The following is a 17,117-nucleotide window of genomic DNA, read 5'->3' as shown; positions in this document are numbered from 1 at the left end:
GGGGCCGGTGCGGTCAGTAGCGGTGGCCCGGCCAGTGCGGGTCCTCCCAGCGGGCGGGGCCGGTGAGGCCGAGGAGCCGTATCCGGTGAAGCAGTTCGTCGGGTGCGCCGTGGGCGATGAGGCGGGGCCGGGCGTGGTCCAGCAGCCAGGCCGTCAGTTCGGCGCGCGCCCCGTCCCCGTCGTCCTCGTCCTCCCATGCGGCCCAGGGGAGTTCGTCACCGAGGAGGGGGTACTCCCAGTGGGCGGCGGCCTCGGCGAGGTGCCGGTCGGCCGTGGTTCCGGACCGCGACTCCCAGTGGGCGAGCCACGGGCGGAGCGTGCCGGACGCCCGGGCGTTCAGGGCGAGGAGGTCGTGGGCCGGGACGGCCGGGGCCGGGTCGCTGAGCGTGTGGGACCACCAGGCGTGGAGGAACTCCCGTACCGCGGCGGCCTGTTCGCCGGGCCACTGCTGCCAGTGGCCCCGGTCGAACGAGCGGCCGATCTCCTCCGGGCCGAGGAAGGGTTCGACGCGGCCCGCGACGAGGGACCGGGCGAACTGGGGGAGGATCCGGCGCAGCACCGACGCGTGGTCGCTCCAGTCGGGAGCCCGCCAGGTGCGTTGCAGGAGATCGTGGTCCAGCTCGATGTCCGGGACCTTGAGTTGGGCGAGCTCCTCGGGGCCGCCCCAGTGGCACTCGCAGTTGTGCTCGTCGGAGCGGGCGGTCATGCCGCGGAAGGTGAACGCGAGGCCGTCCAGTGCGGCGTCGAGGCGGCGGCGGGCGGAGTGCGGGACAGGATCTGTCATGGGCGTTCGCCTTCGGGGCTCCGGAGGCTGACGCCGTCCGAAGGTCGCCACCTTACCGGGAGGGGCCGGCGGCAGGGCCGGCCGGACCGGCATGACGAACCGGCACGGCCCCGTCAACCGGCGGCAGGGCCGTGCCGGTTGACGGGGCCGTGCTGCCCGCGACGCCGTCGACCCGCATGGCGTCCGGGCCGGGGCTCCGCCCGTTCCCCGCGGGCACGGGTGCGGGGCGGCGTCGTGCGAGCCGCCGGTCAGGCCTTGACCGCGGCCTGTTCCTGAGCGGCTGCGGCGCCGGCCCCGGCGCGGCGCGCGGCCGGGATGGCGGCGGCGATCACCGCCGCGACCAGGGCGACGCCGCAGCCGACCAGGAGTCCGGTACGGAAGCCGTTCTCGGAGGTGAGGGTGTAGCCGCCCATGGTGACGGTCATCTGGGAGAGGACCACGCCGATCACCGCGGCGCCGATCGATGTGCCGAGGGAGCGCATGAGCGTGTTGAAGCCGTTGGCGGCGGCGGTCTCGGACAGCGGGACCGAGCCCATGATCAGTGCGGGCATCGCACCGTACGCCAGGCCGACACCGCTGCTGGTCACCATGCCCACCACCATCAGGCCCCACGCGGAGCCCATGAGCACCAGCGCCAGGCCGTAGCCGACCGCGATGACCAGGATGCCGCAGACCAGGGTGAACTTCGGGCCCCGGGCATCGATGAGCTTTCCGCCGAGCGGGGAGACGATCATCATCATGATCCCGCCGGGCGCCAGCCACAGGCCCGCCGCGAGCATCGACTGGCCCAGGCCGTAGCCGGTGGCGGAGGGGAGCTGGAGAAGCTGCGGCGCGATCAGCATGCTGGCGTACATGCCGAAGCCGACGAAGACGGAGGCGAGGTTGGTCATCAGCACCCGGGGACGCGCGGTGGTGCGCAGGTCGACCAGCGGATCCCGGGTACGCATCTCCCACAGGCCCCAGGCGAGCAGCACCACGACGGCGGCGGCGAACAGGCCGAGCGTGGTGGCCGAGCCCCAGCCCCAGTCGGCGCCCTTGGAGACCGCGAGCAGCAGGCAGACCAGGCCCGCCCCGAGACCGAGCGCACCGAGCACGTCGAACCGCTGGCCCTTGGCGCCGGCCGGCACGTCGGGGATCAGGAACCAGATCAGCACCGCGACCACGGTGGCCAGGCCGGCCGAGCCCCAGAACAGCACCCGCCAGTTCGTGTACTGGGCGACCGCCGCGGCGATCGGCAGGCCGAGCGCGCCGCCAATGCCCATGGAGGCACTGACCAGCGCGATGGAGGAGCTGAGCTTCTCCGCCGGGACCACGTCACGCAGCAGGGCGATGCCGAGCGGCAGCACACCCATGCCCATGCCCTGCAGACCACGGCCGACGATCATGGGGACGACGGACGAGGAGAGCGCGCACACCACCGAGCCGACTATCAGCGGCACGGAGCACACGAGGAGCATCCGGCGCTTGCCGACCATGTCGCCCAGACGTCCGGAGACGGGCACGCAGACGGCGGACACCAGCAGGGTGACGGTGATCACCCATGCCGCGTTCGAGGGGGTGGTACTCAGGATCTGCGGCAGCTCCGCGATGAGCGGGGTGACCAGGGTCTGCATGATCGCCGCCGTGACGCCGGCGATGGCCAGCGTGGCGACGACGCCGCCGGTGCGGGTTGATGGCTGGGGGGCACCCATCCAGGACTCCTCGGGTGTGTATCGGAAGAAGATTATGCATCGTACACACTCTATGCATCAGGCACGTTATATGTACCTTGCATGGGCCTATGGGAGAATGGAAGCCCACATGCGGAATCCCTCCGGGACGCCCGGACGACAGACAGCAGGAGGCGGCAGGCGCATGACCAGGCCCACCCACGAGGTCGAGTACGAGCAGATGCTCCTCAGCCGCCACGGCCTCCTCCAGAACAAGGGCGGCCGTCGCAAGGACGGCCTGATGGACCACAGCGCCTACATCCTGCTCAGCCGCGTCCGCATCCAGGGGCCGATGTCGATCGGTGAGCTCAGTGACGCCTTCGGGCTCGACGCCTCCACCCTCAACCGGCAGACCGCGGCGGCCATGCGCGCCGGACTCGTGGAACGCATCCCGGACCCCGAGGGCGGCATGGCCCGCAAGTTCCGGATCACCGACGAGGGCGCCCGCATGCTCGACGCGGAACGCGAGGGGCTGGTCCGCTCGCTGGAGCGGGTCATGGCCAACTGGTCGGACGAGGACATCTCCGGCTTCGCCGCCTACCTGAGGCGCTTCAACACCGACATCGAGCGCCTGGGCGGCCGCCCCTGGCCGCGCCCCTGACCGTTCGCGGCACACGGACCGTGCCCGGTCGGCCGCATCGCGGACCGCGCCGCCCCGGGGTCCGCGGTGCGGCCGACCGGAATTTCCGTTCGACAGCGCGCCGCACCGCGCGGCAGAGTCCGCCCATGAAGCCGCAGCACCGGCCCCTGTACGGGCTCCGCCCCCGCACGCCCCGCCCGGAACCACGCCTCCCCGGCCCGGAGTGCCGGAGCGCCGGGGTCACCGTCGGGGGACTCGACGGCCGCCGGACGGAGCTCGGGGCATGACACTGCTGGTGCACACCTTCGTGTACGACGAGCAAGGGGACTGCCGGCTGCTCGACGACCCCGAGGACGGCAGCGACATGGCCGGGGTCGAGAACAGCCGGACCAGGCTCTGGGGTTCGGAGTGCGCCCGTGCGCTGGGGGCCCGGTTCTTCCCCGAGCTGGCCGCCGACGACCTCCACGTGCAGCCGGAGGACATCGAGGAGTTCCTCGCCGAGTGCGAGCTGCTGCGCGGGCACACGGCGGAGCTCGGCGCGCACAGCGGCTACCGGGAGGACTACGTGGCGGCCCGGCTCGCCAACATCACCCGGGCCGCACTGCGGGCCCGGTCGGTGGGCGGCGGGGTCCTGGTCTGGTGAGCGGCGGCGGCCGGGGACGAGCACGAGCGCCGGGGCCGTCCGGCGACCGGAGGCGCGCGGTCGCCGGACGGGCCCGGTCAGCTCACTCGGCGGCCCAGGGGACCTGCGGCGCCCGGTAGTAGTTGATGCCCAGCGCCGAGAACCTCGGCCCCTGCGCGCCCAGCCGCACCTTGTACGCGTCCCAGTCGTGCGTGGCCGCGGGCGACCAGCCGAGCTCCGCGACCCCGGGCAGCCGCGGGAACGCCATCTGCTCGATCTCGTCGCTGTTGCTCAGGGTCTCCGACCAGAGCGGAGCCTCGACACCGAGGACCGACTCCGCCGGGGCACCGGCCAGGTACGTCGCCGGGTCCCAGTCGTAGGAGCGCTGCACCGGGACGTAACCGGCCCAGGCCAGGCCCAGCACGGTGTCCTTGTCGTACTTCATGTCGAGGTAGCTGCGGTCGGCCGGGGACAGCACCAGCTTCGTGCCGTTCACGGCGGCGGCCGCGACCTGCTCGCGCTCGGCGGCGCCCGTCCTGTCGTAGCCCCAGTACTGGGCGACCGCGCCCTTCACCGGTGTGCCCCCGGTCAGCTGGTGCCAGCCGATCACGGTCTTGCCGTACTTGCCGACGACGGCCTGCGCCTTGTCCATGAAGGCCACGTAGTCCTCGTGGCTGGTGGAGTGCGCCTCGTCGCCGCCGATGTGGAGGTACTCGCCGGGGGTGAGCGCGGCGAGCTCACGGACCACGTCGTCCACGAAGTCGTACGTGACGGCCTTCGGCACGCAGAGCGAGCTGAAACCCACACTGGTGCCGGTGTACAGCGGCGGCGCGACCCCGTCGCAGTTCAGCTCCGCGTACGAGGCGAGTGCCGCGTTGGTGTGGCCGGGCAGGTCGATCTCCGGCACGACCTCCAGATAGCGAGAGGCCGCGTACCGGACGATCTCCTGGTAGTCGCTCTTCGTGTAGTAGCCGCCGGGGCCGCCGCCGACCTCCGTCTGCCCGCCGTACGTGGCGAGCCGGGGCCAGGAGTCGATGGCGATCCGCCAGCCCTGGTCGTCGGAGAGGTGCAGATGGAGCTTGTTCATCTTGTAGAGGGCGAGCTGGTCGATGTAGCGCTTGACCTCGGCGACGGAGAAGAAGTGCCGGGAGACGTCGAGCATCGCGCTGCGGTACGCGTAGCGCGGCGTGTCCGTGACCGTGCCGCCCGCGACCGTCCACGGACCCTTCTGGACGGTCCTCTTCTCCACGTCGGCCGGGAGCAGTTGACGGAGCGTCTGGACGCCGTGGAAGAGCCCCGCGGGGCCGCGTGCGGTGATGGTGACGGAGCCCCTGCCGGACTTCAGGCTGTAGCCCTCGGTGCCCAGTGCGCCGTCGCGGGGGTCGAGGCGCAGTCGGATGCCGTTGCCGGCGTCGCCGGTGACGGGCAGCGGGTATCCGGTGGACGGGCGCAGCACGCCCGCGAGGTAGTCGCCGACCTTGCGGGCCTCGCCGGAGCCGGCGACGCGGATCCTGGTGTCCGCGGTGATGGTGTACGGGGAGCCGCCGGGCTTCGCCTCGGCGGGGGCGGGCACGATCTGGCCGAGCGGGCGCGGCGGGGCGGCGGCCGGGCCGCCGCGCGCCGCCGCTCCTCCCGGTGCCGCGCCGACACCGGAGATCCCGGCCGCCGTGACGAGCAGCAGCGAGCCGAGGAGGCGGGGCAGTGCGGTGCGCTGTGTCCTGTGCAGTCTCACGAGCCGGATCCCTTTCGACGGGTTCACACCTGTGGGTCTCCTGAGCAACCGAACCATCACCATGCGTATCGTGCGCCTCACGGATGGTCAAGGTGTAGACCACTCCCCCGTTCCGCGGCTGAGAGAATCTGCCGCATGGCGGAAATAATCCAGCGCGACGGGACCTGGACCTTCGACGGCGAAGCGGTGCGGATCGTGCCGGGCCGGGGCAAGGGCATCCATCCACTCCGGCAGGAGCTGGGCGAATGCGTGGTCCCGCTGCGGGCGTTGGCGGGCATCTCCTTCGAACCGGACCGCAAGGGCGGCCGGCTGCGACTGCGGCTGCGCGACGGGGCGTGCCCGGTCCTGCGCGCGGCCGGCGGCCGGCTCAAGGACGGATCGGACCCGTACCAGCTGGCCGTGGAGAAGGACCGCAACGGGGTGGCGGAGTACTTCGTCGACGAGGTGCGCGGCGCCCTGCTGGTCGAGCGGGTGCCGACCGGCGCGGTGGACGGCTTCCTGCTGGCGGGGCCCGCGGTGCCGGTCGCGGGCGGCGGCGGGGACGGCACGGCCTCGTTCGACGGGGAGACCGTCCGCCTCACCTGGAACTGGAAGGCGAATGAGGCCAAGATCTCGGGCGGCCCGGTCGCGTTCCCGGTGTCGGAGGTGACCGACGTGCGGTGGCTGCCCTCCATCGGCCTGGAGAACGGGCACCTGACCTTCGTACGCGGCGGGGGCCCGGCCCCGGCGCCCGAGCACGACCCGTACTCGCTGGATCTGTGGGGGCTGTCCAAGAAGGAGTACACGGCGGTGCTGGTCGCGGCGGCGGTCCTGGTCCGGCTGCCCGGCACACCGGGCCCGGCCCCCGCGAGCGCCGCGCCCGCCGAAATCGCGGCCCCGGCGGCGGCCGCTCCGCCCGCAGCGGCGGACGACGACCACGACGTGCTGCTGCGCCGGCTGCGCGAGCTGGGGGAGCTGCACCGGTCCGGGGTCCTCACCGACGACGAGTTCACCGCCGCCAAGCAGGCCGTCCTCAAGCGTCTGTAGGCGGTCGAGACCGCAATCACACCCGAGCCTGCCCGATATCGGGCAGAATTGTTGCGTAAGCGCCCCGATCGCCGCAATATCAACGAGTGCTCGAACGCCGCCCGTCACATGACGACCTCATCGACCACCTGGTGCGCAGCACCGCGCTCCAGCGCGGTGAAGCCGCCCGGGTGATCCTCGATGTGCTGGCGTACTTCGACGAGACGACCGACGACTTCGTCCGCCGCCGCCACCGCGAACTGCAGTCGGGCGGCCTGGTCAACGCGGAGATCTTCGAACGGATCGCGGCCGAGCTGCCGCACCGGGCGGTCGCGCCGCCGGAGCTCTCGCTCCGCCAGCTGCGCCGCATCGTCTACGGCTGAGCAACGGGCACCACAGGTACGTCGATGGAGGGGCAGAGACTCTATGTGCGGAATCGTCGGATATATCGGGAAGCGTGATGTGGCTCCGCTGCTGCTGGAAGGGCTGCAGCGGCTGGAGTACCGGGGTTACGACTCCGCGGGCATCGTCATCACCGGCAAGGCGTCGGCCGGCAAGCCCGCCACCCTGCGGATGGTGAAGGCCAAGGGCCGGGTCCGCGAGCTGGAGGCCCGCGTCCCCAAGCGTTTCACCGGCACCACCGGTATCGCCCACACCCGCTGGGCCACCCACGGCGCCCCGAGCGACGAGAACGCGCACCCGCACCTGGACGCCGGGAACAAGGTCGCCGTCGTCCACAACGGCATCATCGACAACGCCTCCGAGCTCCGCGCGAAGCTCGTCGCCGACGGTGTCGTCTTCCTCTCCGAGACCGACACCGAGGTGCTGGTCCACCTGATCGCCCGCGCCCAGGCGGACACCCTGGAGGAGAAGGTCCGCGAGGCGCTGCGCTCGGTCGAGGGCACGTACGGCATCGCCGTGATGCACGCCGACTTCAACGACCGCATCGTGGTCGCCCGCAACGGCTCCCCGGTGGTGCTCGGCATCGGCGAGAAGGAGATGTTCGTCGCCTCGGACGTCGCCGCGCTGGTCGCCCACACCCGCCAGGTCGTCACCCTGGACGACGGCGAGATGGCCACCCTCAAGGCCGACGACTTCCGTACGTACACCACGGAGGGCTCGTCCACGACGGCCACGCCGACCACCGTGGAGTGGGAGGCCGAGTCGTACGACATGGGCGGCCACGACACGTACATGCACAAGGAGATCTCCGAGCAGGCCGACGCCGTCGACCGGGTGCTGCGCGGCCGGATCGACGACCGCTTCGCCACCGTGCACCTGGGCGGCCTCAACCTGGACGCCCGCGAGGCGCGCGGCGTCCGCCGGATCAAGATCCTGGGCTGCGGCACCTCGTACCACGCGGGCCAGATCGGCGCCCAGCTGATCGAGGAGCTCGCCCGCATCCCCGCGGACGCCGAGCCCGCCTCCGAGTTCCGCTACCGCAACCCGGTCGTCGACCCGGACACGCTGTACGTCGCGGTCTCCCAGTCCGGCGAGACGTACGACGTGCTGGCCGCCGTCCAGGAGCTCAAGCGCAAGGGCGCCCGGGTGCTCGGCGTCGTCAACGTGGTGGGTTCGGCGATCGCCCGGGAGGCGGACGGCGGTACGTACGTCCACGCCGGCCCCGAGGTCTGCGTCGTCTCCACCAAGTGCTTCACCAACACGGTCGTCGCGTTCGCGCTGCTCGCCCTGCACCTGGGCCGGATCCGGGACCTGTCGGTCGCCGACGGCAAGCGGATCATCGAGGGGCTGCGCAGGCTGCCCGCCCAGATCAGCGAGATCCTGGCGAACGAGGACGAGATCAAGAAGATGGCGGCCGAGTACGCGGACGCCAAGTCGATGATGTTCATCGGCCGGGTGCGCGGCTACCCCGTCGCCCGGGAGGCCTCGCTCAAGCTCAAGGAGGTCTCGTACATCCACGCGGAGGCGTACCCGGCCTCCGAGCTGAAGCATGGGCCGCTGGCGCTGATCGAGCCCGCGATGCCGACGGTCGCGATCGTGCCGGACGACGACCTGCTGGAGAAGAACCGCGCCGCGATGGAGGAGATCAAGGCCCGCAGCGGCCGCATCCTCGCCGTCGCCCACCAGGTGCAGGAGAAGGCCGACCACACCATCGTCGTGCCGAAGAACGAGAACGAGCTTGACCCGATCCTGATGGGCATCCCGCTCCAGCTCTTCGCGTACCACACGGCGCTGGCCATGGGCCGCGACATCGACAAGCCGCGCAACCTGGCGAAGTCCGTCACCGTCGAATAGGCCCGTCCACGGGGCGGCCCCGGCGCGCGAAACGCCGTACCGGCGCGCGCGGGGCGGCCCCGAAACAGCCGACGGGTGCATGAATTGCCGGTTTCCGCAGGCGAGTTGACGCCATGTCGAACGAGCGCCCCCGAGGGCCTGCCCGGCGGATCAGGGGATGACGACGACGGGGCGCTGCGCACGCCGCGCGAGGCGCCCCGCCACCGAGCCGAAGATGCGGCCGACGATGCCGTGCGTGGAGCCGACGACGATGGCGTCGGCCGAGTACTCCCGGCCGACCTCCTCCAGCTCGTGACAGATGTCCCCGCCCCGCTCGACGAGCACCCACGGCACCTCGGAGAGGTAGTCCGCGCAGGCGAGCTCCAGGCCGAGCACCTCGGTGCGGTGGTCGGGCACATCCACGAAGACGGGCGGCTCGCAGCCTGCCCAGACCGTGGTCGGCAGCCGGTTGGCCACATGGACGATGATCAGGCCGGAACCCGATCTTCGGGCCATCCCGATGGCATAGGCGAGAGCGCGTTCGCTGGAGGTCGAGCCGTCGAAGCCGACGACGACCCCGTGGCGGAACGCGGGATCGCAGGAGTGACGTGTTTCTTCGACCGCCTGGGGGTCCGACATGGGGTCGGCTACCTGCTTGCGGTCGGCGGGTTCGGGGATTTCGTGACCGGCCATCGGTGTCTCGGCGAAGAGAGTCCTCGTGAGGAGAGCGACTTGGGGAAGGTGCGTCGGCGGGCGGTGTTGCGGTGTCCGGGAATCATCTTCCCAACCCCTTACCCCCAAGGGTACGGCGCCACTCCTCCACCGCCCAGACCCGCGCAAAGCGCGTGCGACGTTTCACGGAGCATGCCCGAGGCGGACCCGTATGGCAATGCCGCTTGTGCCGTACACCGACGCAGCGGGCCCGGACGGCTGCCCTCGGTGACCGGACGGGCCCGCTCCGCCGCCCCTCCGGACCGCGGACGCGGCCCCCGCGCCCCCGGGGCGGCCGCGGAGTGGATCACCGGCCCGCCACCGACCGCCGGGTCGGCATCCGGACCTCTCGGCCCCCTGGAGTCACACCGCGCCCGCTCCGGACCGCCCGCCCCGTTCTCGGCACCCCCCGGCCGGGGTCCGACACCGGCCCGCCGGGCGGAATCCGGTCGCTGCCGGTTGCCATCACGCCGTTCCGTACGATCAGCCGTCCGACCTGCCCCGGGGGGCGCAAAGAAGCGGTTGATCACCCGGGTTGTGCGCCGGTTCAATGACTGAATCACGTATGCACAACCATCTATTTTCAGCCAACTTCATACCCATGCCCATTCCTTGCCGAATTGGCCGATCAACCCCCTTGTCACCAGGCAGGAAGAGACCGCGCGGTACGCTTCCACCCAACGGGGACGGGCCATGAACGCACGGCGCACTTCCCTGCACGCTCTCCGGATGAAACGCTTCGTGATCGAATGCTTCCCGCCAAGTTGCCTTGTCGACATAACGCCGGTTGATGAACTTGTCACGCCGGCACCACGGGACGCAGTAGATTCGATCTTGGGTATCGAAGTCTGGGGAACTCGTGCAGGACCGAGGGGAACAGTGCAGGTGCGACAGGCCCGTAAGGACCAGGGAGACGCGAACACCGAGGGGGGCTTAGCGTCATGAGCCAGGACTCCGCCGCCGTTACGGAGGCCGTACGGAAGCTCAGTGGCCGTCGACGACGAGAAGTCGTCGCCGTGCTGCTGTTCAGCGGCGGCCCCATCTTCGAGAGTTCGATCCCGCTCTCCGTGTTCGGAATCGACCGCCAGGACGCGGGAGTTCCGCGCTACCGACTCCTCGTCTGCGGCGGGGAGGAAGGACCGCTGCGGACCACCGGGGGACTCGAACTCACCGCGCCCTACGGGCTGGAGGCGATCAGCAGGGCCGGCACCGTCGTGGTGCCCGCCTGGCGTTCGATCACCTCGCCGCCGCCCGCCGAGGCGCTGGAGGCGCTGCGCCGCGCCCACGAGGAGGGCGCACGCATCGTCGGTCTGTGCACCGGCGCGTTCGTGCTCGCCGCCGCCGGCCTGCTGGACGGCCGCCCGGCGACCACACACTGGATGTACGCACCGACGCTGGCCAAGCGCTACCCGTCGGTCCACGTCGATCCGCGTGAGCTCTTCGTCGACGACGGCGACGTGCTCACCTCCGCCGGCACAGCGGCGGGCATCGATCTCTGTCTGCACATAGTCCGCACGGACCACGGCACGGAGGCCGCCGGGGCACTGGCCCGCCGGCTCGTCGTGCCGCCGCGGCGCAGTGGCGGTCAGGAGCGCTACCTCGACAGGTCTTTACCTGAGGAGATCGGCTCCGACCCGCTCGCCGAGGTCGTGGCCTGGGCACTGGAGCACCTCCACGAGCAGTTCGACGTGGAGACGCTGGCCGCGCGCGCCTACATGAGCAGGCGGACCTTCGACCGCAGGTTCCGTTCGCTCACCGGCAGCGCACCGCTCCAGTGGCTGATCACCCAGCGGGTGCTGCAGGCGCAGCGGCTGCTGGAGACGTCCGAGTACTCGGTCGACGAGGTGGCGGGCCGCTGCGGCTTCCGCTCGCCGGTCGCGCTGCGCGGACACTTCCGGCGTCAGCTGGGCTCCTCCCCCGCCGCGTACCGGGCCGCCTACCGGGCCCGCCGTCCGCAGGGCGGTGGCGCGGAGCCCGTGGCCGCGGTGACCGAGCCCGTCGTGCCCGCCCAGGGCAACGCGATGATCCGGCGTGCCGCTGCCGCGGCGACCCCGCCGGGCCCGCATGTCATCACGTCACCGACGGCCGGCCCGGTCCAGTCGGAGCAGGGGAAACCCGGCCCCGACGCGTACACGACCGGACGCCCGACCCTGCCGGGGCAACGGAGTGCCCCGTAGGGTGGGGCCATGAACGATCGCATGGTGTGGATCGACTGCGAGATGACCGGGCTCTCGTTGACGGAAGACGCACTCATCGAGGTGGCCGCGCTGGTCACCGACTCGGAGCTGAACGTGCTCGGCGAAGGGGTGGACATCGTGATCCGCCCGCCGGACGCGGCCCTGGAGACCATGCCCGAGGTGGTGCGGCAGATGCACACCGCCTCGGGCCTCCTCGACGAGCTGGCCGGGGGCACCACCCTGGCCGACGCCGAGGCCCAGGTGCTGAACTACGTCCGCGAGCATGTGAAGGAGCCCGGAAAGGCCCCGCTCTGCGGGAACTCCGTCTCCACCGACCGCGGCTTCCTGGCGCGGGACATGGCGGCCCTGGAGGGCTACCTCCACTACCGGATCGTCGATGTCTCCTCGATCAAGGAGCTGGCGCGCCGCTGGTACCCGCGGGCGTACTTCAACAGTCCGGCCAAGAACGGCAACCACCGGGCGCTCGCGGACATCCGTGACTCGATCACCGAGCTGCGCTACTACCGCGAGGCGGTCTTCGTGCCGCAGCCCGGCCCGGACTCGGAGCGCGCGAAGGCCATCGCGGCGCACGTCGCGCCGCCCGCGCCGTAGGACCTTGTGAAGCCGCTGGTCATAGCCCTTTCGGGGGGTGGGACCAGCGGCCGAACAACTGGGGAGCGAGCACCCTCTCGGACCCTGTACACTTTTTCTCGGCCGGTCAGAAAAAGACCGGACATGGTGGGTATAGCTCAGATGGTAGAGCACCTGGTTGTGGTCCAGGATGTCGCGGGTTCGAGTCCCGTTACTCACCCTGATGGGAAGGGCCCCGGTCTTCGGACCGGGGCCCTTTCCCTGTCTGAGCCCTCCTCAGCGGGCGGCCGTGTGACGGCCGTCACGACGAGTCGCGGACGACCAGTTCGGTGGGGAGCACGATCTGCGGACGCTCCTGGTTCTCGCTCGCGATCTCCTTGAGCAGTACGCGGGCCATGGTGCGGCCCATCTCCTCGATCGGCTGGCGCACGCTGGTGAGGGCCGGGTCCATGTGGCGGGCCACCGCCGAGTCGTCGAAGCCGATGAGGGCCACGTCGTCCGGGATGCGCCGGCCGGCCTCGCGCAGCACCTGGCGGGCGCCCGCGGCCATCACGTCGGACGCGGCGAAGACCGCGTCGACGTCGGGGCGGCGGGCGAGCAGCTCGCGCATGGCCCGCGCACCGCCCTCCTCGGTGAAGTCGGCCGGGGCGATCAGCCGCTCGTCCGCTTCGAGACCGGCCCGGCCCATCGCCTCGCGGTAGCCGTCGAGGCGGCGCTGCGCGCCGTAGACGTCCCGGGGACCGGTGATCGTGGCGATGGCGCGGCGCCCCCGGGAGACGAGATGGCCGACCGCGGCGCCGGCGCCGGCGAAGTTGTCGGAGTCGACCGAGGCGAGCGTCTCGCAGGACCGTCTGCGGCCGCTCATCACGGCCGGCATGCCGAGCTGCTCCAGCAGGTCCGGCAGCGGGTCGTCGGCGTGGACCGAGACCAGCAGCACCCCGTCGACGCGGTGCGCGGTCAGGTACTGGGCCAGCCGGCGGCGCTCGCGGTCGTTGCCGACGAGGGTGAGCAGCAGCTGCATGTCGGTGTCGGCGAGCGCCGCGCCGACACCGCGGACGATGTCGGAGAAGTACGGCTCGGCGAAGAAGCGGGTCTCCGGCTCGGGCACCACCAGGGCGATCGCGTCCGTGCGGTTCGCGGCGAGCGCGCGGGCCGCGCGATTGGGTACGTAGCCCAGCTCGGCGACGGCCGCCTCCACCGCCTCGCGGGTGTGCGCGCTGACCCGTGGTGAGCCGTTGATGACCCGTGAGGCCGTGCCGCGCCCCACCCCTGCCCGTGCCGCGACCTCTTCGAGCGTGGGCCGGCCACCGCTCCGTACTCGCGCTGCCGTCATGGCTGCCTCCCGTTCGCGGTCAATTTCTCACAGCCGGATGGGCAAACCCAAGCGTGGGGGAACGCCGGGGACCCGGCCGCGGGCGGCCGGGTCCGGGCGGTGAGGTGCTCGGTCAGCCGAGGCCGGCGGCCGGGGACGTGACCGGGGGCAGGGCGTGACGGCGGATGACATCGGCGTACCAGTGGGCGCTCGCCTTGGGGACGCGGCGCTGGGTGGCGTAGTCGACGTAGACGGCGCCGAAGCGCTTGGAGTATCCGTACGCCCACTCGAAGTTGTCCATCAGGGACCAGAGGAAGTAGCCGCGGACGTCCACCCCGTCGGCCGCGGCCCGCCGGATGGCGTCGAGGTGGCCGTGCAGGTACTCGATGCGCTCGGGGTCCGCCACCAGCCCCTCGGGCGAGACGTAGTCGTCGAAGGCGGCGCCGTTCTCGGTGACCATGAGCGGCAGGCCCGGGTGGGCGCGGGAGACGTCGGTGAGCAGCTCGTACAGCCCGTCGGGGTCGATCGCCCAGTTCATCGCGGTGCGCTTCCTGCCCTCGGCGAGGTGGAAGGCGACGTGCTCGGAACCGGGCCACGGGGAGTGGTCGCTGTTGCCGTGTCCGTCGTCGCGGGAGTCGCCGGCGCCGTCGGCGGGGGTGGAGACCAGGGTGGGTGTGTAGTAGTTCACGCCCAGGAGGTCGACCGGGCCGGAGATGGTGGCCAGGTCGCCGTCCCGGACCAGCTGTCCCCAGTCCACCAGGTGCCCGGTGTCGGCGATCAGGTCCTCCGGGTACGCGCCGCGCAGCATCGGACCGGTGAAGACCCGGTTGCCCACCGCGTCGATCCGGCGGGCGGCGTCCACGTCGGCCTCGCTGCCGGTCAGCGGGCGGACGTGGTGGAGGTTGAGGGTGACCGAGATCTGCGCGGTGGCGGGGAGACGGTCGCGCAGGATCCCGGTCGCCCGGCCGTGGGCGAGGTTGAGATGGTGGGCGGCGCGGAGCGCGGCGGCGGGCTCGGTGCGGCCGGGGGCGTGCACGCCGGAGCCGTAGCCGAGGAAGGCCGAGCACCACGGCTCGTTGAGGGTGGTCCAGGTGCCGACGCGGTCGCCGAGGGCTCCGGCCATGATCTCGGCGTAGTCGGCGAAGCGTTCGGCGGTCTCCCGCTGGGGCCAGCCGCCCGCGTCCTCCAGGTCCTGGGGCAGGTCCCAGTGGTAGAGGGTGGCGACGGGTGCGATGCCCGCTTCGAGGAGCTCGTCGACGAGCCTGCGGTAGAAGTCCAGGCCGCGTTCGACGGCGGGGCCGCGGCCGGTGGGCTGCACCCGGGGCCAGGAGACGGAGAAGCGGTAGGCCGTCAGGCCGAGCCGCTTCATCAGCGCCACGTCGTCGCGGTAGCGGTGGTAGTGGTCGGCGGCGATGTCTCCGGTGTCACCGTTGCGGACCTTGCCCGGAGTGCGGCTGAAGGTGTCCCAGATGGACGGGGTGCGGCCGTCCTCGGCCGCGGCGCCCTCGATCTGGTAGGCGGCCGTGGCCGCGCCCCAGACGAAGCCGGGCGGGAATTCCGCTGCCTCGGGTGCGGCCTTCGGGGCGGTGTCGGGTCGTACGGCAGTCATGCGGGAGCGCTCCCAGGAGTGGTCGGGCAGGGACGGGCAGGAGAGAAGCGGGTGACGCGGTGTCAGCCCTTGACGGCGCCGGACATGATCCCGCCGACGATCCGCTTGCCGAAGATCACGAACACCACGAGCAGCGGCAGCGTGCTGATCAGTGCTCCGGCCATCACGATGCTCTGGTCGGGGGTGTACGAGGCGCTCAGCTGGCCGAGGGCCACCTGGAGCGTGGGGTTCTGCTGGTTGAGGGCGAGGTAGGGCCAGAAGAAGTCGTTCCACGCCTGCACGAAGGTGAGCATCCCCAGCACCATCATGGCGGGGCGGGCCACCGGCAGGACCACGCTGCGCACGATGCGGAAGTTGTTCGCACCGTCGATCCTGGCGGCCTCGACGAGTTCGTAGGGCAGCGCCTCGCTCAGGTACTGCCGCATGAAGAACACCCCGAAGGCGCTCACCAGGGTCGGGAAGATCACCGACTCCAGCTGCCCGCCCCAGCCGATGTCGGACATCATCATGAAGAGCGGGACGACGCTGAGCTGCGGCGGGATCGTGAGGGTGGCGATGACGCCGGTCATCAGCGCGCCGCGGCCCCTGAAGCGCATCTTGGCGAAGGCGTAGCCGGCCAGGGTGCAGAAGAAGAGCGTCGCCGCCGTGATGCAGCCGGCGACGAGGAAGCTGTTGACGATCGCCTTGCCGAGGTGTGCCTGGTTCCAGGCCGCGTCGAGGTTGTGCATCAGCTGCCCGCCGGGCAGGAACGGCGGTGTGGTGGCGAGGACTTCGTCCTGGGTGTGGGACGCGGCCACCAGCGTCCAGTAGAGCGGCAGCAGCGAGCCGATGCCGACGACGGCCAGGGCGATGTAGGCGAACGGGCCGCCCTGCAGCTGCTTGCCCGCGCCCGGCCTGAACCGGCTCGGGCGGCCCGTGTCCCGCCGGCGGGCGGGCGGGACGGCGGCTTCCGGGGCTTCGGCGGTACTGGTCATGGTCATGGAATTCGCTCCCGGTCAGACCGCGGATGTGCGTACGAAGCGGCCGATGAGCCAGTTGACCGCGGCGATGATCAGCAGGAGGGCGAGCATCGCCCAGGCCACTGCGGCGGCCGGACCGAGATGCCCGAGATTCCAGCCGTAGTTGTAGAGGTAGACGCTGAGCGTCTCGTACTGATTCTCGTTGCCGCCGGTGGCTCCGAGCCTGCCGCCCTCCAGCAGCAGCGGCTCACCGAACAGCTGCATGGAACCGATGGTCGAGATGACGATCGTGAACAGGATCGTGGGCCGCAGCGAGGGGATGGTCACCTTGCGGAACTGCTGCCAGCGCGAGGCGCCGTCCAGCGACGCCGCCTCGTACAGGTCGGCGGGTACGGCCTGCATGGCGGCCAGGTAGATCAGGGCGTTGTAGCCGGTCCAGCGCCAGATGACGATGACGGAGATCGCGATCTTCGAAGTCCAGTGGCCGTTGGCCCAGTTGGTGTCGCCGAGCCCGACGAAGTGCAGCAGCCAGTTCAGCAGGCCGCCGTCGGCCCGGAAGACCAGGGCGAAGACGAGGGCCGCGGAGGCCACCGAGGTGGCGTACGGGGTGAGGACGACCGTCCGCCAGAAGGTGCTGGCGCGGAGCCGGTAGTTCAGCAGATGGGCCAGGCCCAGGGCGACGAGCAGCTGCGGGACCGTCGACATGACGCCGATCAGGAAGGTGTTGGTGACGGCCGTCCAGAACTCCGCGTCGCGCAGGATCTTGTCGAAGTTCTCCCAGCCGACCCACTCCATCCGGTCGAGGCCGGTCATCTCCACCCGGTGCAGGGCGATCCAGCCGGTGTAGAGCAGCGGGTAGAGGCCGAACGCGCCGAAGACGAGGAAGAACGGGGCTATGTAGGCGTACGGCGACGCCTTGTCGTCGAACCGCCACAGCCGGCTCCGCCAGTTCTGCCGGCGGGACGGGGCCGGCGGGTGCGGGGAACCGCCGGGCGGCGGGGCGTATGCGTCCCGGGCGGGGGTCGAGGTGGCCACGGGCGGGAGTCCTTCCCTGAGTGCGGGGCGCGCCGGCGGGGCATGGGCGCGGGGCT

The 17,117-nt window shown here is 71.4% G+C and carries 15 protein-coding genes and 1 tRNA gene; 8 read left to right on the top strand and 8 right to left on the bottom strand.

The genetic code is table 11. The features are described 5' to 3' along the window. Positions 1-13: 13 nt before the first annotated feature. Together ACWCPY_RS32845 and ACWCPY_RS32840 are read right to left on the bottom strand one after the other, a co-directional pair. Positions 14-784 carry a hypothetical protein gene (locus ACWCPY_RS32845; RefSeq protein WP_451271146.1) on the bottom strand — a complete coding sequence of 257 codons (771 nt, stop codon included), beginning with the start codon at positions 782-784 and terminating at the stop codon, positions 14-16. A 248-nt stretch (positions 785-1,032) separates the two neighbouring features. Continuing rightward, a complete protein-coding gene (locus ACWCPY_RS32840) occupies positions 1,033-2,475 on the bottom strand; it encodes an MFS transporter (protein ID WP_451271144.1) in 1,443 nt (480 codons plus the stop codon). Between the two features lie 163 nt (positions 2,476-2,638). Between ACWCPY_RS32840 and ACWCPY_RS32835 the strand changes: the two genes are divergently transcribed. Both ACWCPY_RS32835 and ACWCPY_RS32830 read left to right on the top strand, forming a co-directional pair. After that, positions 2,639-3,094, top strand: a complete 456-nt coding sequence (locus ACWCPY_RS32835) for a MarR family winged helix-turn-helix transcriptional regulator (protein WP_072489137.1) — start codon at positions 2,639-2,641, stop codon at positions 3,092-3,094. A gap of 262 nt (positions 3,095-3,356) precedes the next feature. Beyond that, positions 3,357-3,716: a hypothetical protein gene (locus tag ACWCPY_RS32830; protein WP_451271142.1), complete on the top strand. Its 360-nt coding sequence runs from the start codon at positions 3,357-3,359 to the stop codon at positions 3,714-3,716. An 82-nt stretch (positions 3,717-3,798) separates the two neighbouring features. On the opposite strand, the gene ACWCPY_RS32825 is transcribed toward ACWCPY_RS32830, so the two are convergent. Continuing rightward, positions 3,799-5,427, bottom strand: a complete 1,629-nt coding sequence (locus ACWCPY_RS32825) for a beta-N-acetylhexosaminidase (RefSeq protein ID WP_451271140.1) — start codon at positions 5,425-5,427, stop codon at positions 3,799-3,801. A gap of 135 nt (positions 5,428-5,562) precedes the next feature. Between ACWCPY_RS32825 and ACWCPY_RS32820 the strand changes: the two genes are divergently transcribed. From ACWCPY_RS32820 to glmS, 3 genes are all read left to right on the top strand, one after another. Further along, positions 5,563-6,453 carry a DUF4429 domain-containing protein gene (locus ACWCPY_RS32820; protein WP_451271138.1) on the top strand — a complete coding sequence of 297 codons (891 nt, stop codon included), beginning with the start codon at positions 5,563-5,565 and terminating at the stop codon, positions 6,451-6,453. 86 nt (positions 6,454-6,539) lie between these two features. Further along, positions 6,540-6,815, top strand: a complete 276-nt coding sequence (locus ACWCPY_RS32815; protein WP_072489218.1) for a hypothetical protein — start codon at positions 6,540-6,542, stop codon at positions 6,813-6,815. Positions 6,816-6,858: 43 nt separating this feature from the next. Next, positions 6,859-8,688: a glutamine--fructose-6-phosphate transaminase (isomerizing) gene (gene glmS, locus ACWCPY_RS32810; RefSeq protein WP_403771511.1), complete on the top strand. Its 1,830-nt coding sequence runs from the start codon at positions 6,859-6,861 to the stop codon at positions 8,686-8,688. A gap of 150 nt (positions 8,689-8,838) precedes the next feature. On the opposite strand, the gene ACWCPY_RS32805 is transcribed toward glmS, so the two are convergent. Beyond that, positions 8,839-9,360, bottom strand: a complete 522-nt coding sequence (locus ACWCPY_RS32805; protein WP_072489220.1) for a universal stress protein — start codon at positions 9,358-9,360, stop codon at positions 8,839-8,841. 959 nt (positions 9,361-10,319) lie between these two features. On the opposite strand from ACWCPY_RS32805, the gene ACWCPY_RS32800 reads away from it, so the two are divergent. The 3 genes from ACWCPY_RS32800 (at position 10,320) to ACWCPY_RS32790 (ending at position 12,366) form a co-directional block, all read left to right on the top strand. Next, the gene (locus ACWCPY_RS32800) at positions 10,320-11,555 is read left to right on the top strand and encodes a helix-turn-helix domain-containing protein (protein ID WP_451271135.1); all 1,236 of its coding nucleotides are present in this window, start codon (positions 10,320-10,322) and stop codon (positions 11,553-11,555) included. A 9-nt stretch (positions 11,556-11,564) separates the two neighbouring features. Next, positions 11,565-12,167, top strand: a complete 603-nt coding sequence (gene orn / locus ACWCPY_RS32795; protein WP_329820869.1) for an oligoribonuclease — start codon at positions 11,565-11,567, stop codon at positions 12,165-12,167. Between the two features lie 126 nt (positions 12,168-12,293). Further along, positions 12,294-12,366, top strand: a tRNA-His gene (locus tag ACWCPY_RS32790). An 81-nt stretch (positions 12,367-12,447) separates the two neighbouring features. Here ACWCPY_RS32790 and ACWCPY_RS32785 read toward each other — a convergent pair. The 4 genes from ACWCPY_RS32785 to ACWCPY_RS32770 form a co-directional block, all read right to left on the bottom strand. After that, positions 12,448-13,479 carry a LacI family DNA-binding transcriptional regulator gene (locus ACWCPY_RS32785; RefSeq protein ID WP_451271132.1) on the bottom strand — a complete coding sequence of 344 codons (1,032 nt, stop codon included), beginning with the start codon at positions 13,477-13,479 and terminating at the stop codon, positions 12,448-12,450. 112 nt (positions 13,480-13,591) lie between these two features. Then, complete coding sequence (locus tag ACWCPY_RS32780) at positions 13,592-15,067, bottom strand: GH1 family beta-glucosidase (RefSeq protein ID WP_451271130.1); 1,476 nt, start codon at positions 15,065-15,067, stop codon at positions 13,592-13,594. Positions 15,068-15,129: 62 nt separating this feature from the next. Next, positions 15,130-16,047: a carbohydrate ABC transporter permease gene (locus ACWCPY_RS32775; protein WP_451271128.1), complete on the bottom strand. Its 918-nt coding sequence runs from the start codon at positions 16,045-16,047 to the stop codon at positions 15,130-15,132. A gap of 15 nt (positions 16,048-16,062) precedes the next feature. After that, positions 16,063-17,061, bottom strand: a complete 999-nt coding sequence (locus ACWCPY_RS32770) for a carbohydrate ABC transporter permease (RefSeq protein ID WP_451271126.1) — start codon at positions 17,059-17,061, stop codon at positions 16,063-16,065. Positions 17,062-17,117 lie beyond the last annotated feature (56 nt).

It is taken from the genome of Streptomyces sp. NPDC002403 (genome assembly GCF_053593015.1).
The sequence above is the reverse complement of the archived record's forward strand: the minus strand, read 5'-3'. Positions and strand labels throughout refer to the sequence as shown.